At 39.7% G+C, this 15,225-nt stretch carries 16 protein-coding genes; 6 read left to right on the top strand and 10 right to left on the bottom strand.

Annotated features, from left to right (window positions below):
- Positions 1–137: 137 nt before the first annotated feature.
- From CRI9333_RS21960 to CRI9333_RS27460, 7 genes are all read right to left on the bottom strand, one after another.
- Positions 138–878 (bottom strand): NUDIX hydrolase, encoded by a 741-nt coding sequence (locus CRI9333_RS21960; protein WP_015205353.1) that lies wholly within the window; start codon positions 876–878, stop codon positions 138–140.
- Positions 820–1,440 carry a nicotinate-nucleotide adenylyltransferase gene (locus CRI9333_RS21955; protein WP_041226162.1) on the bottom strand — a complete coding sequence of 207 codons (621 nt, stop codon included), beginning with the start codon at positions 1,438–1,440 and terminating at the stop codon, positions 820–822. Before CRI9333_RS21955 ends, CRI9333_RS21960 begins: the two co-directional genes overlap by 59 nt.
- Before the next feature lie 68 nt (positions 1,441–1,508).
- A complete protein-coding gene (locus tag CRI9333_RS21950) occupies positions 1,509–2,897 on the bottom strand; it encodes a nicotinate phosphoribosyltransferase (RefSeq protein ID WP_015205351.1) in 1,389 nt (462 codons plus the stop codon).
- A 152-nt stretch (positions 2,898–3,049) separates the two neighbouring features.
- Complete coding sequence (locus CRI9333_RS25225; RefSeq protein WP_015205350.1) at positions 3,050–4,642, bottom strand: hypothetical protein; 1,593 nt, start codon at positions 4,640–4,642, stop codon at positions 3,050–3,052.
- A 3-nt stretch (positions 4,643–4,645) separates the two neighbouring features.
- Positions 4,646–5,059, bottom strand: coding sequence for a hypothetical protein (locus tag CRI9333_RS21940; RefSeq protein ID WP_015205349.1), 414 nt, complete (start codon positions 5,057–5,059; stop codon positions 4,646–4,648).
- Positions 5,060–5,304: 245 nt separating this feature from the next.
- Positions 5,305–6,675: a CHAT domain-containing protein gene (locus CRI9333_RS27465; protein WP_015205348.1), complete on the bottom strand. Its 1,371-nt coding sequence runs from the start codon at positions 6,673–6,675 to the stop codon at positions 5,305–5,307.
- Positions 6,676–6,734: 59 nt separating this feature from the next.
- On the bottom strand, positions 6,735–8,429 hold the full coding sequence (locus CRI9333_RS27460; RefSeq protein WP_015205347.1) for a tetratricopeptide repeat protein: 1,695 nt from the start codon (positions 8,427–8,429) through the stop codon (positions 6,735–6,737).
- Between the two features lie 207 nt (positions 8,430–8,636).
- Here CRI9333_RS27460 and CRI9333_RS21930 point away from each other — a divergent pair, with 207 nt between their 5' ends.
- The 3 genes from CRI9333_RS21930 (at position 8,637) to CRI9333_RS27455 (ending at position 9,500) form a co-directional block, all read left to right on the top strand.
- On the top strand, positions 8,637–8,885 hold the full coding sequence (locus CRI9333_RS21930) for a type II toxin-antitoxin system Phd/YefM family antitoxin (RefSeq protein WP_015205346.1): 249 nt from the start codon (positions 8,637–8,639) through the stop codon (positions 8,883–8,885).
- Positions 8,875–9,168, top strand: coding sequence for a type II toxin-antitoxin system RelE family toxin (locus CRI9333_RS21925; protein ID WP_015205345.1), 294 nt, complete (start codon positions 8,875–8,877; stop codon positions 9,166–9,168). Before CRI9333_RS21930 ends, CRI9333_RS21925 begins: the two co-directional genes overlap by 11 nt.
- A gap of 179 nt (positions 9,169–9,347) precedes the next feature.
- On the top strand, positions 9,348–9,500 hold the full coding sequence (locus CRI9333_RS27455) for a hypothetical protein (protein WP_015205344.1): 153 nt from the start codon (positions 9,348–9,350) through the stop codon (positions 9,498–9,500).
- A 91-nt stretch (positions 9,501–9,591) separates the two neighbouring features.
- On the opposite strand, the gene CRI9333_RS21920 is transcribed toward CRI9333_RS27455, so the two are convergent.
- A complete protein-coding gene (locus CRI9333_RS21920) occupies positions 9,592–10,290 on the bottom strand; it encodes a diacylglycerol/polyprenol kinase family protein (protein WP_015205343.1) in 699 nt (232 codons plus the stop codon).
- A gap of 58 nt (positions 10,291–10,348) precedes the next feature.
- Here CRI9333_RS21920 and yidD point away from each other — a divergent pair, with 58 nt between their 5' ends.
- A complete protein-coding gene (gene yidD, locus CRI9333_RS21915) occupies positions 10,349–10,627 on the top strand; it encodes a membrane protein insertion efficiency factor YidD (RefSeq protein ID WP_051035471.1) in 279 nt (92 codons plus the stop codon).
- Here yidD and CRI9333_RS21910 read toward each other — a convergent pair.
- Positions 10,624–11,787 (bottom strand): DUF1822 family protein, encoded by a 1,164-nt coding sequence (locus CRI9333_RS21910; protein WP_015205341.1) that lies wholly within the window; start codon positions 11,785–11,787, stop codon positions 10,624–10,626. The genes yidD and CRI9333_RS21910 overlap by 4 nt on opposite strands.
- Before the next feature lie 79 nt (positions 11,788–11,866).
- Positions 11,867–13,060, bottom strand: a complete 1,194-nt coding sequence (locus CRI9333_RS21905) for a sigma-70 family RNA polymerase sigma factor (protein WP_015205340.1) — start codon at positions 13,058–13,060, stop codon at positions 11,867–11,869.
- 190 nt (positions 13,061–13,250) lie between these two features.
- Here CRI9333_RS21905 and CRI9333_RS21900 point away from each other — a divergent pair, with 190 nt between their 5' ends.
- Together CRI9333_RS21900 and CRI9333_RS21895 are read left to right on the top strand one after the other, a co-directional pair.
- Positions 13,251–13,604: a hypothetical protein gene (locus CRI9333_RS21900; protein ID WP_015205339.1), complete on the top strand. Its 354-nt coding sequence runs from the start codon at positions 13,251–13,253 to the stop codon at positions 13,602–13,604.
- Positions 13,605–13,811: 207 nt separating this feature from the next.
- Positions 13,812–15,191 carry a radical SAM/SPASM domain-containing protein gene (locus CRI9333_RS21895; RefSeq protein ID WP_015205338.1) on the top strand — a complete coding sequence of 460 codons (1,380 nt, stop codon included), beginning with the start codon at positions 13,812–13,814 and terminating at the stop codon, positions 15,189–15,191.
- Positions 15,192–15,225: the final 34 nt, after the last annotated feature.

Raw genomic sequence — 15,225 nt, 5'->3', positions numbered from 1 at the left:
CTCTTTATAAATATTTTAACTAATCCATCACTCCCATAAATCGCTATTCACCTGCGTTCAAACTACATATACATCTGTGTTCATCTGTGGTTAATTATCAAACATTGACTTAAACAAAAAATCTCTAAACTGGAAATTCAAATAAACACTAACGGTTTATCCTTTAACGGAGCAAATGCTTCAGCATCAAACCGATATAAACTAGCGGGACGACCTGCGCCACGTGAAGCTTTTAAACCTGTATCAGATAAAAAGCCTAATTTTAGTAGCCGCGTGCGAAAATTAGAATAATCAGAGAAATTTTCACCTAAAACAGTAGCGTATAGCTGATAAAGGTCGCTTAAGGTAAAGACTTCTGGCAATACTTCAAAAGCAATCGGACTATACTCTAATTTATTGCGTAAACGGCGATAACCATATTCTAAAATTTCGTTATGGTCAAAAGCTAATTGCGGTACTTGCTTAACCGGATACCAAGCAATACCACTGACACCATTAGCAATTAATTGGGCATCAGCGAATCTTACTAAAGCAAAGTAACTTACAGATAGATAACGTACACCAAAACTAGAGGGAGATTCTCTAGGATCTCGACCAGGATCGCCAAAGGTATACAATTGTTCTAAATATAAATTCTCGACTTTAATTTTCTCAGCCAAAATGCGATAGGCGGCATCTTCTAAAGATTCACCGTGACGTACAAGTGTCCCTGGTAAACACCACTGATCCAAAAATGGTTCATCGTGTCGCATAACTAACAGCACCATCAGTCTATTTTGGGCTGTATCAACTGAGAAAATTACATTATCAACACCGACTTTAAAATCGGCTAATGGTGAATTTTTTAACGAATCTGTAATTTTTTTGTGCCGATGGATGGCATTCGTACAAATGTTGTTGATGAATATAAGCTTCAACAGTGGGTGTTAAAGCTTGTGGATCTTTAATTTCACGATAAGCTGTAGATGAAATCTCAGGTGCATTTAGTTGTGCGATCGCAACCGATGCCCCTAATTGCCTAAGTCTCTCTAAACCAGCTTCGTCTACAGCATAACCTGGACGTGGCACAATCAGTATCTTGACTTGTTGTAACAAATCTGATGCACGATACCAACTTCCCAACTGCTGCACTAAATCTGAACCAATAACCACAGTAAACTCAGCATTATGCCAACGTTGGCGAGCTTTTTCTACAGTTTCTATTGTCCTAGTACTGCTAAGTTCCTGAGCTACGATAATATTGTTATCCCAAGCAGCAAGATCATCAATTAGTAACTGTAGCATCACAGCCCGATGTTCTAGAGGCGCTTGATGCTGTTTAAAAGGATTATTAGAAGCCCATACTGCTACTAAGTCATAACATTGAGATAAGCCACTAATAATAGTTTGATGCCCCGTCGTAGGTGGATCAGCACTTGTACCAAATAAAGCTATTTTCATCAAATTCCCTACCTGAGTCATTTCATCTGCGTTTATCTGCGTTTATCTGCGTTCTAAAAAACTAAAAATTAACTAACAGTCTTCACCCGTTGCGTTTTCTCAGTCAACTTCCGCAAGCTAGCAGATATTTCTATACTTGGAGACTGAGGATGATTAAGGCGGCGTGTTTCAGTTGGTAAACTAGCAACAGCAGTCATTGTACGTTGTCGAATTTCATTTAAATGTTCTGGTTGCTGCACTCTTTCACCTTGCTTAAACACTATCTGTAATAATGGTTGTTCTGCTTGCGGACTATCTGTAATTAGCCCTACTCTATCTCCCTGAATAATACCCGCTTCAAATTTCCGAAAGATTTGCTTACGACCTGGATAAGTTACTTTATTAAGCGATTGCTTCATGGTGGGAATGCCATCAATTTCTACCAGTTTATACACTCCATTAGCAGGTGCGCCTGTAACTAATTTTGTTCCCAATCCATAGCCATCAATGCAAGCGCCTTTCTCTTTTAATTCTGCAATTTTCCATTCATCAAGATCTCCACTAGCAAAAATAGTCACATCAGGTAAAAGCGATCGCACTTGTTGGGATAATTTTACTAAATCCCCAGAATCTAAACGCACACCAGTTAATTGTATTTCTCCAGCTTTTACTAATTTTGCCAAACGTTCGGCTGCTGCGATCGCATCATAAGTATCTATCAACAACGCCGAATCTGGAAAGTATTCGTGAAATGTCATAAAAGCATCATCTTCACTCCCACTTGTTGCTGTTAACGCCATTACTAAAGAATGCGCCATTGTACCACTAGGTTGACAACCCAGTTTGAGTGCTGCTAACACATTAGAAGTAGCATCAAACCCTGCTGCTATTGCAGCCCTAGCCGCCCACAGCGATGCTTGCGGACTAAATGCCCGTCTTGTCCCAAATTCTAATAACTGAGCTTGCACTCCAGCTACATCCCGAATACGCGCAGCCCGTGTCGCAATTAAAGTTTGGTAATTAATTGTATTAAGTAAGTAAGTTTCTACTAACTGTGCTTGCCATAAAGGTGCTTCCACCCGCAATATTGGCTCATTTGCAAACACAGCAGTACCCTCTGGGACTGCCCAGACATCTCCCGTAAACCGGAATTCTGTTAATAATGACCAAAATTCGGCAGGAGCATCAGCAAAAATGCCAGTAGCTTGTAAGGCAGAAATTTGGCTAGGACTAAAGCGCAGCTTTTCTAAATAGTCTAAAGCTTGCTCTAAACCCATTGCGATTAAATAACCAAAACCTTCAGGCAAATGGCGCACAAACAGTTCAAAACTTGCTTGTCGTTGCTCTAAACCTTCACCCACGTAGCAAGCAGCCATCGTTAGCTGGTAGAGGTCAGTCAAGAGGCTGTAATCCTTGCAACTAATACTTAGCTCTTGATCTAGTGCTATTTGCTCAATATCAGGGTAATCCAGTTTCATTTTTAAAATTTCTCACCAGATGGATTTTTTTAATTATAGTAAATTCTACCAAAAATAACTAGGTTTATTTTGATTGGTTCTGCTATAAGCTGCTTAAGCCTGTACAGGGCAAGATACAATGACCAATGACTTTTGAATTTTAATTTTCTCTTCTAGGCATTATCGGCGCGATTCCTTACTCTTGCGGAGTTGCTATGCGATCGCGATCGCATGATTTTCCAACTTCCCCATCCCGCTAACCCGCCTAAACCTAAGCTGAATAACAGCACAATTAGTAAGTTGGATATTGGTTCAGCTAAGGGAAATTGATTTTTGTCTACTTTTATGCCATACAACCGCGTAAACTCTTGAACTACAGTAGGAAAAGTAGAAGCAATAATAGAAGCTGTTCCTACTCCCACACCAGTTGCAGCGATTAAGTTTTCAAGTTGGCGATCGCTTTTTGTTTGTTCTATATTACTTATACCTTCAATAGTTTTGATCAGGTTTTCTAGTAAAGTTAAACCTGTACTAAGATAGGCAGACTCAGCCTCAACTTCTCCCTGATAACGTTCTGTGGCAAAATTACTAAATTCTTCTAAAAATTTGCGATCATTTTCCCCATGTTTAGTTACTATTTGATTAACACGCTTTTGATAATTGCCAATATTAATTTTAATCGTATACGCTTGGGCATTCAATCCACTTAAATTAATCGCATAATCCGTTAAAATATTTAGAGTATGCGTAAGTGTTTGTTCTAATTGCTTTAATTTTCCACTATTAACATTATTTACTTTATTCGGCAGAACATTGGCAAGAGTAGAGTTATTTTCACTACTGCCAACTTTTTCGATTTGGTTAGCCGATACTTGTGATGATGTGTTGCTACTAAAATCAAGGTTATTACTAAATTGAGAGATTTTTTGAATAGATTTTTTTACTGATACATAATCTTTTTTCAATACCGCTTTATAATAATGGCTTTGGTAATAAGCCCAAGTTATTTTATGTCTGTAGTAAAACAAGCGTAGTAATTGCGGATAAGCTTTGGCTATTTGCTCTTGAATTATAGACAGGGGAAAAGAATGAGGAAATAGCAAAATTAGCAAATGATAACTGTCATCATAAGCATCTAAACTAGCAGCAGGTCGCCAAAATTCAAATACACTCGCAGTCAAAAATTCACCTTGATGATCAAAATCTCTTTCCCAATTCGGGTCATTTGTTAAATGTGCGTAGCATTCTTTAGCAACTTGCTCAATACTTGATTCTCGTTGAATATCTGGTGTGAGTTGACCCCACATCACCCAAGTTTGACCAATGTTACCTTTTACATCTTTACCGCCAATATGAGCAAAGATTTCCTGTTGAATTAATTTGATGTTACTGATAGGCTGAGGTTGATTGTCATGTTGACTGTCACCATCACTAAAACGACCAGAACAGTCTACTTGGAGAGCATAAGTATCTCCTAATTGTAGGGGATAGTAATAACCGTCTAAAGGTTGTTCAAAAAACTCAATTTGCTTAGAACCTAGTAACTCTACAAAACTAGCTTCGGGATTTTCTGCCTTAGCTAGTTCTCCCAATAATTCTTCGTCTAGCTGTTTACCCAATTTATTATATTGGGGCTGATTATAGACTTTTTGCCAAAAGTTCTTTAAATTTTGATTAAGTTTATTTGAGTCTTGCCCTAAGCCAGAACGCAGATCGTATATAAATAGATCGAGCGTCGGATAAATAATTGTTAATTCTTCAGGCATTCACTAAGCTATCCGAATAAGGGGTAAAAGTTCGTTAATTACATCTAATGATTGAGCCGCTTTGACTGGTTCAGGATCATTAAAAACTTTTGTGATAGTTGCTAAAAGTTCTTGATCTTCAATAGCAACTGAAGTGTTAGGAATTTCAGTAGTACGATTTTCCGCAGTAGCATTTACTATGGGACGTGGACCCTTGTTGCGAGTAGTTGCAGGGTTGAGCAAAGCTTGTCGCGCTGTTTGGTAAAGTTGTTCTATTTGAGGATTAGATCTAGCTAAGTCATGGAGTTGATCAATTTGATTAGCTAAATCTTTGCTAATTGCTTGTAATTTCTCTTTTACATTTTCTGGCAACGGTGCATCTAGTTGTGCTAAAGCAGCAAGGAAAGCGATTATTATAGTGCGTTCAGATGGTTTCATAATTTATTATATATTTCTGCAAATAATATAATTATCGCAAAAATTAAAGGTTTTGTTGGCGATCGCATCTGCAATCCAATTCCCCAAAATCAAGTTAGACACGATACCCATTTTCCGCTTTTGGGCGGGTTTAAACAAGATATAGCGGTCAGCAGTCAGTAGATTTGTAGGTTGGGTTAAGCGCAGCGCAACCCAACACCTTGCAAATGTTGGGTTTCACTTCGTTCTACCCAAGCTACGTTGAGCTAAATTATTTCTCGGTAAGGTTGATTAGGTAAACCCGTAATTGTAAATGCTGCCCAGTAATAAGGATCTGTAAACGGACAATTGTTTTCTTCCATTGTATTAATTCTATATAAGGCATCTTCGATTAATGGACGCAAACTACCTACATTAACAGGTAGATTTGTCAGTATTTCCTGATAAAACTGAGCGATGTCTCCCCAAGTTGCTTCGCGTAGCCAGATTTTAGCTTGATTTAAAGCGACTGGGGCAGAATTAGTTTGTCGCAGCAGGTGATAGAATTTCATCATTATTAAAGCACAGGCTTCTGATTCGACTTTCCATAACGTACTGACAACGTGATCAACTCCAGCACTCATAAACCCACTGATTAAACCAACATATTCGGTGGTAATGCTATAGTCGCCAGAAATAGCGGTTTCGCAAGCTGAGAGGGTAACTAAGTAATAGTGGCTGAGGGGTAATTTGCAGATTTCTGCTACTGTTAATTGATCAGTCTCACTCAGATATAAGGCTGATTTTTCAGGGTGGCGATAATTGTATCCGCCATGTCCTGTAAAGCTAAAGATTTTGTGGTCATCTTTTAAGTTGGTTTCGACTATTGCTTTGGTTGCTCGATGTGAATCAAAGCGGGTAGGATTCTGGAATAGTTGGCAAATAGTAGCAGATTCTATTTCTGCAAATGGTAAATCTTCAAAGTCTTGACTATTGGGATGTTCTACGCTGAAGATTCTGGTGTTATTTTCTATTTCCGGCTTTCCTGCTTCCCCGTCGCGTTGCTGATATTTCTTTAAAATGTCGATGCCCATTTGGGCGCTAGGTAGATAGGTGATGCAGAAGTTATCGGGAAATAAGGCGTGAAGGGGGAAGCGGTGTAAGTCGCGGTGGGGAATTAAAATCAGGTTTTCGATGGGTGAATCTGGGTTTTCGGGGTTAATTTTCTTTAAGATTGCGGGAATGTTGAGGATATTAGCGAGATTTTGCAGCATTTCCGGTAAGGCTTCGCGCCAGGGGAGAATGTTGTCTGGCTGCTGCTTGAGGGGGGTTTTACCTGCGCTATACTCCTGATATTTGTGATTCCACTGTTTTACCCAGTCTTTAAACTGGCGTTGTCTGTTTACTGGTTCTGGTAATGTTTCCTGATGATCTGATGTGGGTGTAGTGAGGGGGATGGGTTCTGGTGCGTTGTGTTTCAGAATGAATGTGTGGAGGGCGTAGGGGCTGATATGCCAGTAGATAGCAGCAGTTGTAGGATTGAGTAGTTGTTGAATTTGGCGATAACTGGGTGGGGGGATTTCATCAGCCCGATCATAGAGTAGCCAACTTAAGCAGGTATTTTTTCCTTCTTCTGCTACTGTTAAAGCTTTGACCACTTCACCAGATTGGACGGCGATATCAACAGTAAGTTGTTGAAAGCCGACGAATTTTAAAGCTAACTTTTTTTACTCCAATTTGAGCGTTTTAGATTTTCACTTTGTAATAAATCTGTACCACGTCTTTTTAATTCTTGGGCTTTGCCTGTTCGTCCTAAACCTAGATAAGCTTTGATCAGGTCTTGTAAAACTTCTAGATGTAATTCAGGAAAATCATCTTCGGTAAGAGTTTCAAGGGCTAAGTTGTATTCGGTTACAGCTTTACGGTAATAGGAACGGGGATTTTGATCTTGATTTCCTCGAAAATAGTGTGCTTCGCCGATAGCGTGATGCAATTCTCCCCAACCTTCGGGGTGGGTATGTTGGTGACAGTGTTTCAAACCTTCTTGATAGCTTGCGAATGCACCCGGATAACCACGTTGGTTAAGATCAGAATTTTGTTTAGCGATGGTACTCCTAGAAGCAAGCAAGTAGTTACAAGCAACAGAATTAAAAGCTGCAATACCACGCCCAACCCAAGCTTGATAGTCATCAGGTTTGATGTCTACAGCTTGATCAAATGATTCGATTGCTTTTTCAAATCGCTCTAAGTTATCAAGCGCAATACCTCGGCTGTACCAAGCGTGATGCTCATCAGGTTTGATGTCTACAACTTGATCAAATGATGCGAGTGCTTCTTCAAATCGCTCTAACCTAAATAGCGTCATACCTCGACTGTACCAAGCTTGATAGTCATCAGGTTTGATGTCTACAACTTGATCAAATGATGCGAGTGCTTCTTCAAATTGCTCTAACGTAAAAAGCGCCGAACCTCGATTGAGCCAAGCGTGATGGTCATCAGGTTTGATGTCTACAGCTTGATCAAATGATGCGAGTGCTTCTTCAAATCGCTCTAAGTTAACAAGCACAGCACCAAGTTCCATCCAAGCATTATAGAAATCGGGTTTGATGTGTACAGCTTGGTCAAATGATGCGATCGCGTCTTCAAATCGCTCTAAGTTAGCAAGCACAACACCTCGGTTGTGCCAAGCATTATAGAAATCGGATTTGATGTGTACAGCTTGGTCGTATGATGCCAAAGCACCTTCAAATCGCTCTAAGTTATCAAGCGCAAAACCTCGGTTGTGCCAAGCTTTATAGTAATCGGGTTTGATGTGTACAGCTTGGTCGTATGATGCCAAAGCACCTTCAAAATCTCCCGCATCAAACTGCTGCTTACCTTGCTCAAACCAATATTCTGCCTCTGTTACCTGATAATCACCCTCGTTTTTATTCACCGCATCAGCGCCATCATTTTCCGATACCTTAGCCTTTGGCGGAATCAATATTTGGCTGACTATTTCATCAGCAACTTGACTAAGTTCCCCACAGCGAAGCTTACCCAACCCTAACATCCGCCGCACTAATTCTTGATTCGGTTCTGGTATTTCCAGCAACTTCTTACCAAATTCTCGCAACCATTCTACTAATGCAGATTCCTTAACATTTTTGGCAATTAAAAAGCCTTTAATATTGCCACAACTCCAACCTTGCTCCACTCCATCAAGTATTTGCATGAAGATGTTTTCGTATTCGGCATTATCCAGAGGTTGACTTCCCCTCGCGTCGCCGTTAACCGTAGGTAATTGTGGCTGTCTACCCGTAGTTTGGGATGCTTGGTGTGGGGTGTTTGGCGAATTGGCAGACTGAGGCGGGGTACTCTTACCCAATCGTCGAAATAGTTGCTTCAACCACTGCCAAATTCGCCTTAGCATTTGCTACACCCTTTAGTGGTATTTAGTTGAGATTGTAGCGAGTTTGGGATTTTTTGATCTGAATACGAAAGGGAACAGCCGAATAGAGGAGATGCAATTTAGATGGGTGTTAGCTTATCCTTTGTATGAACAGAGCAATTTGTACATAAATAAATAGCAAATTGTACACAATGTAATAAGAATGAGTATCCGAAAGTGCAACACATTATGACTACATTTACAGCAAGTATTGCTCGGAAGCTTTTTCCTGATTTGCTCAACCGAGTTGGATTTGGACAAGAGCGAATTTTAGTAGAACGGCGTGGTAAGCCTATCGCTGCAATTGTTAGCATTCAGGATCTTCAGCGTCTAGAGGCACTAGAAGATATGATAGATTCGGCTGCACTTCGTAAAGCTAAGGAAGAAAATACTGGTTTTACTACGCTAGAAGCTATTACGCAAGCCCGTGAAGAATGAAGATAGTCCGAAGCAAAGCTATCTACTGCGTATTGCTTATACTGCTGAAAAAGATCTCAAAGATTTACAACCCAAGCAATACAAGCAAGTAGCCTCAAAAATATTTTCTTTAATCAGAAATCCGAAACCCCATGATTGTAAGGCGCTGAAAGGCGAACCAGATGGTTATCGTGTAGATCAAGGAGAGTTTCGTATACTTTATTATGTTTATGAAGATCAAAAAATCGTTGATGTTTATAGAGTAGGGAAGCGAAATGATGATGAGGTTTATCGCAATCTTTAACCCATAAATTTATTTGCGGCTTTGTTTTGGGGTTGATCGCAAAGTATTGCAAAGATAATCAAATAAATATTGCAATCACACTCAATACTTGAAGATTTAATCATAATTGAAGATAGAGAGATGTATTCTCTCTTAAATTCTCGATCCAAAATCTTGGTCAACTAAGGGAGAATAATATTATGGGTATTACCAGATGGCTTGAGAGCATTACCCAGTATTTATCAAAATCAGTGGTTCGCATTTTTAGCCCTACTGATGACGCATATCCTACTATAGGCGTGCAACCGTTTGAAGGTGAACGATATAAAGCAAGGCATGATACAGATTGGTAATTGGCGATCGCGATTGGCAGTTTTAAAATTATACAGACAATGGGTGAGGTGGAGAAAATAAACTTTCTCCACCTCATTTAGTTAGAAGTATTCATAATATTTGCATCAAGAAAAAACACACTGCTGCACTACCAATAGGAACAGTAAAATTATCAATTCCTAGCTTGGAAAATGATTCTAAACCTGTAGCTGCCAAGGCAACAGCTAAGGAAACTACCCAAGTTTGCCAAATATTGCCCTCAACGCCAAATAAAATTAGGCTGGTAATAACATAGCTAACTACAGCCATTGCGATCGAACCTTCCCAACTTTTTTTGCTATCCCAAACCATGTAGGGATGTTTACCAAATCGTTGACCAATTAATGCTGCTAATCCATCACCCCAAGTCATCACTAAAATACCAATAGCTGCATATTGAGGTTGATGTAGATACCAAAACCACCCAACAAGTATACCAATGCTGAGGGCATAGAAAAATGTGCCAAAGCTTTGACGACCAACGCTATTAATACCAGGAAGGATAGGGAATTTGTAGGAGATGAGGGCAACAGCACTAGCTAAAATTGAAGCAGTAATACCTAACCAAGCTGGTAAATTAAACCACCAAGCGAATAAAATTACATTGCCAGTGCCAATGTGAACGACCTTCCGCACTCTTTCGGGGTCAGTTGCGGTGTAGCGATGTAAAGATTCTGCTAAAAGTACAATAATTCCTAACCAGACTCCAACAATACCAATTTGGAGCCATAAACTAGGAATGGATGCTAACCAGGGCAATGAGTTAAACAAAGGCTTAATTGCAGGGTTCAGTAAAACCTATTTTTATACTATATAGATTTTTACGATGATTAAGACGTTAATTATGTGGTTAATACGCGGCTACCGGAGTTTTATTTCTCCGTTGTTTCTCCCTAGTTGTCGGTTTCAACCCACTTGTTCCCAGTACGCTTTAGAATCTGTCGAGCGTTTTGGCGCTTGGCGCGGTAGTTGGTTAGCGGTTCGTCGGATACTACGCTGTCATCCATTCCACCCAGGAGGTTATGATCCAGTACCTCTAAGGGAGGAGGGAGGAGAGAGGAGGGAGGGGGCAGAGAAGGCAGAGGAGGCAGAGGAGGCAGGAAGTTAAAAGCGTAAAATTTCTCTATCGTAATTGTCAGGTAACGGTTCTGTTTCCCAAACGATTCCTTCTTCAGGTGCAAGTCCAACATCTATATAAAGCCTTTCTTGTGCTGTGAGGGCTATATCTTCATTACCGTCAAAGGTTTCGAGGTCTTCAGTTAAAAGTCTTAATTTAACTCCACCAGGAATTAAACCACCAATAGTAGAGTTGCGTAGTTCAAAACGCCAAATTGAGTCTTCTATGTTGCCTACAGGAAATACTCGTAATTCGTAGTTTTGACCTGCTATTTGCAATTGACGAGAGAGAATTATTTTAGTAGATGTTAATTCTTCTCCTCTGCCTCCTGCAAAACTAGGTTGTAATTCAATTTGTCCCCAGCCTATTTGTTGGGCAAGATCTGAAACTCCACTACGCAGCCAATCAATTATAGATTTTTGTGGCAATCCTAAGCGTTTTTCGTATAAATTTTGTCTGGTTCCACCATGTTCTAGTAATGCGCCCCAAAGTTCAAAAGGTACTGCTAATCTAGGTAAGGTAATAGCGGGATTACCTAAACGCTGGATTAAGTTTTGAGCTTGAGTTAAGGGTAAGGTAGCCAGAGATGGGATTGGAACACGGGTTGTTTCTTCTATTCCTAGTTGACGTGCTACCCAGAGGACGTTTAGATCGAGAGTAAGGTTTTCTGAGGATAAATGATAGGTGCGATCGCTACTATCATACGTTCCCCTTGTTTTTAGTTGTTCATGTGTCGCATATCCCCAAACTACTACTCCTTTTTCATCAGAATTAACTTGCACCGCTAAATAATAATCAGCCGTCCAACTAGGAATATCAACCCATTCTTGAGGTACACGCAATTCACTAGAATCTATAGATTCGCTCGGAATTAATACAAATCTCGTATTATCTGCAACAATAGCTGTACCGTTGACAACTTCCCAAAAACTCGGCAAAGCTGCACTTGCAGGCGAAATATTAGCTTTAGCTAAATATTCTTCACGCAACCAAGGAAGTATCGCTTTTAAGGCAATTTGATTTAAGTAAGCATTCCAGCGACTAAAAGCACTCGAAAAAGCTTGGCTTTGCTGCCATACTTGATCTTGCTCTAACTCCGAAAACTCTAGCCGAACATTAGTAGAATCAAAAACAACTGTATCTAAAATCATAATACTTCTTCCTTTGCGATCCTTCGCGCTTACCTTTGCGATCCTTTGCGTTAAAAAATAAAATAGTTATCTTAAACGATTAACTTATCTCCCGTCCCACATAGTGCAACTTCAACCATACTTCTATAGTTGTGCTGATATCTTTTAATACGTCTGAATTCATGGAAATATGCAATTCCTCCTTACTCCAGCGTCCTAGCGCCAGTAGTAATGATTCTTTAGTTTTAGTGAGCCGACGAGAAACAGTATATTGTTTGATCTCTAATTGCTTGGCTATCTGCTGTTGAGTTAATTCTTGAGCATAATATAATTGCAGAATTGTTTTTGCTTCCTGATCTAGATCTGCTAATGCTGTACTTAAAACGGTATTAATTTGAGCAAGTTGCTCTGCTCGACTTTGTGCTTCTTCTTGGGCGATTATTTCTGTCAGTAATGATGGTGTGGCAGTTTCGGGGAGTGAATCCAGAAATTCTTCAGCGTTTTCTCCTGATTTGGGAGCATTTAAGGAAATTTGAGTTGGGTACAAGTAAGCACGAGCAGCTTTAGCGCAAGCAAGTAACCATTTTTCTAAAGTTTCCGCGTTAGATTCTTTTACACCTGGTTGTTGAAGGCGTTGTTGGTTATAGAGATTTGCGATCGCATTCCAAGTTTCTTGATCCGGTGCAGGTAGTTTGCGCGTCGCTGTTGCTTGCGTTGGGACGTATACAGTTTTAAAACTATTCCAAGCTAAAACATAACTAGCTATCTTTTCTTGAGATAGTCCTGCTTGTTGTAAAGATTCTACTAACCTTTTTTGGCTGAGTTTGCGTAATAAAGCATAGTCTGTGCAGATATCTATTTCTTGGCGCTGACGGAGGATGTTGTGGAGGGTACTGCTAAAAATCGCCGCCGCGTAGTTTTTTAAAGGAAAACCTTGTGATGGGTTAAAACCTTTGAGGACAGTATCGAGATTGGCGATCGCAACTTGAAAACAATCTGATAGGGTGTACTGGGTACTAGCGAAAGCCGAAGCGATTTTTTGAGATGTCCAGTAGCAGGGTTCTTGTAAGTAAGCTGTAAGATGAGCTTTAGCTAAATGTGAAGTCTGAGAATGCCAGAGGTTGTACCAGTAAAGCGCCCAAAAGTTTTCTGATGGTGTCGCGTCTGATGCCTGATTTAAGCAAGTTTCCATACTACGACGCAGTTTAGCGTCGGTTAACCAAGCATGAAAGCGATCGCTTTCAAATTGGACAAACTTGGAAAACAATTCAATAATGCTCTGACGAGGGCGCATAAAATAGTTACCAGTGAGCAGGAGTCAATAATCAGGCTGGAGTGTGCTTACTCCAAGACTTTACTACACCTAGCTAGAAATATTTTCAGGAATTTTTGAGCAGCACTGCATAAAAAAAACAAAGCCAACCTATTGAGTTAGTGAAGGGGTTAAAACCTCAAACATAATTCACAAAACGAGGCTTACTAATATGTCTATTCGCAACGCCAACCAACTCAAAGTTCTGCTCGGTATTATTACTTTAACCAGTGTTGCAGCTTTAACACCAACTGCTTATGCTCAAGTTCCAGCTAGGGCTAATGATAACATTTTGAATCGAGCTAATTTGAATACTAACACAATAAAACTAGACCAACAAAATTTAAAACTATCTCCTTCTGTAGAACAAATTCCAGGCTTATCAAAAAAAGCTGATTCAGATGGAAACGGTATTTGTAACGGGAGTTGTAGACCTAAAGCTGGGCGAGGGGCTGAACTATTAACTAATCCTGCACTTGAGAGTAATACTAAGTTAATTCAGTCAATTCGTGGAATTAATAGATAAAGCACAAGTTTATTAGACCTCTTGCATAAATCTTGTTTTTTTACGCAGAGAGCGCATTAGCCGTTAGCGTGTTCATGCCCGTAGGGCTTTAGCTGCACGTTAGCGCTAGGGTAGAAGAACGCCAAGGTAATAACTGGTTTTACACGAGGTCTATTTTTTCTCTAATTGTACTCATCCCTTTTCTCTCCTCACCCCTAAATTAAAACTATGGATATCAAACTTTCTTATTACCACGTTGCAACAGAACCGTTTTTTGATGAACTAGAAAAGCGTATCAAACGAGTAATCTTTGCAACCCGCACAGCTAATGTACGCATTATTGATGAATTTAGCTGGAATCTTTTAGAATCTGGACAATTTGAACAACTACCTGAAGATTTTTTAATTGATCTGGCTAATATCCAACTTATCGTTTCATCTGATGAAGATGAATTAAAAAGTATTCTAGCTCAAAATGATACCGTAGCTAAAAATGATACTGATTTATATTTAGTTGTTCAACCTACAGCTTATTGTCAGCTTGGTTGTCATTATTGCGGTCAAGAGCATAAGAGCAAGATGATGAGTGAGACTGATCAACAACGTTTTCTAGAACGTACTCGCAGTAAGTTAGAAAGTGGTAAGTTTAGTAGTCTTTCTATTGCTTGGTTTGGTGCAGAACCTTTAGTTGGATTACCAGTAATTAAAAGTCTGAGTCCTCAACTTCAAGCGTTAGCTGCAAGTTTTGATTGTAGCTATGATGCTAAAATTGTAACTAATGGGTTAGCACTTACAGAACACGTCGCTACTGAATTGATTAAGGATTTTGGCGTTAGTTTCATTGAAGTAACTTTAGATGGTGTGGCAGAATATCATAATGCTAGAAGAATGCAAAAAAGTGGGCTGCCAACCTTTGATAAGATTTTTACTAATGTTACTAATCTAGCACGTCGTGAAGACTTGCAGGTGCAATTAAATATTCGTTGTAATGTTGATTATCAAAATTATGAATCTGTTTCTTTGTTGCTGGAACAATTAGCCGCAGAGGGAATACAAGATAAAATTGGTTTTTATGTTGCGCCAATTCATTCTTGGGGAAATGATGCTCATACTCGTTCCCTTTCTAAAGAAGAGTTTGGCGAATGGGAAATTGCTTGGTTTGGGGAAATGGTGGAATTAGGTTTTCGTCCTATACTGATTCCTGATCGAACACCGATAGTTTGTATGGCGCTGATGCCCAATTCTGAGTTGGTTGATGCTTATGGAAATATCTTTAATTGTAGCGAGGTGTCTTATGTACCGACTTATGGCACACCGAATGAGTATGCTATAGATCATCTTAGTGGGAAAGAGATGCCAGGAAAGCGCGATCGCTTAGGTAATTTTAACCAACAAGTACGTCAAGGTGAGTTTCCCTGTTCTACTTGTCCGATGCTTCCAGTTTGTGGTGGTGGTTGTCCTAAGAGTTGGTTAGAAGGTATCGCACCTTGTCCTAGTGCTAAATATAATATAGAGGATCGTTTACTTCTCAGTTATGCGCTGTCAAGAATTGAACAAACCAAAGAGACGCAGAGAGCAGAAGAAGAGAATTTAAGCGTAGCTTACTAATAGAATATATTTATCTGCGTTTATCTGTTTGAAT

It is taken from the genome of Crinalium epipsammum PCC 9333 (genome assembly GCF_000317495.1).
GTDB lineage: Bacteria > Cyanobacteriota > Cyanobacteriia > Cyanobacteriales > PCC-9333 > Crinalium > Crinalium epipsammum.
The sequence above is the reverse complement of the archived record's forward strand: the minus strand, read 5'-3'. Positions and strand labels throughout refer to the sequence as shown.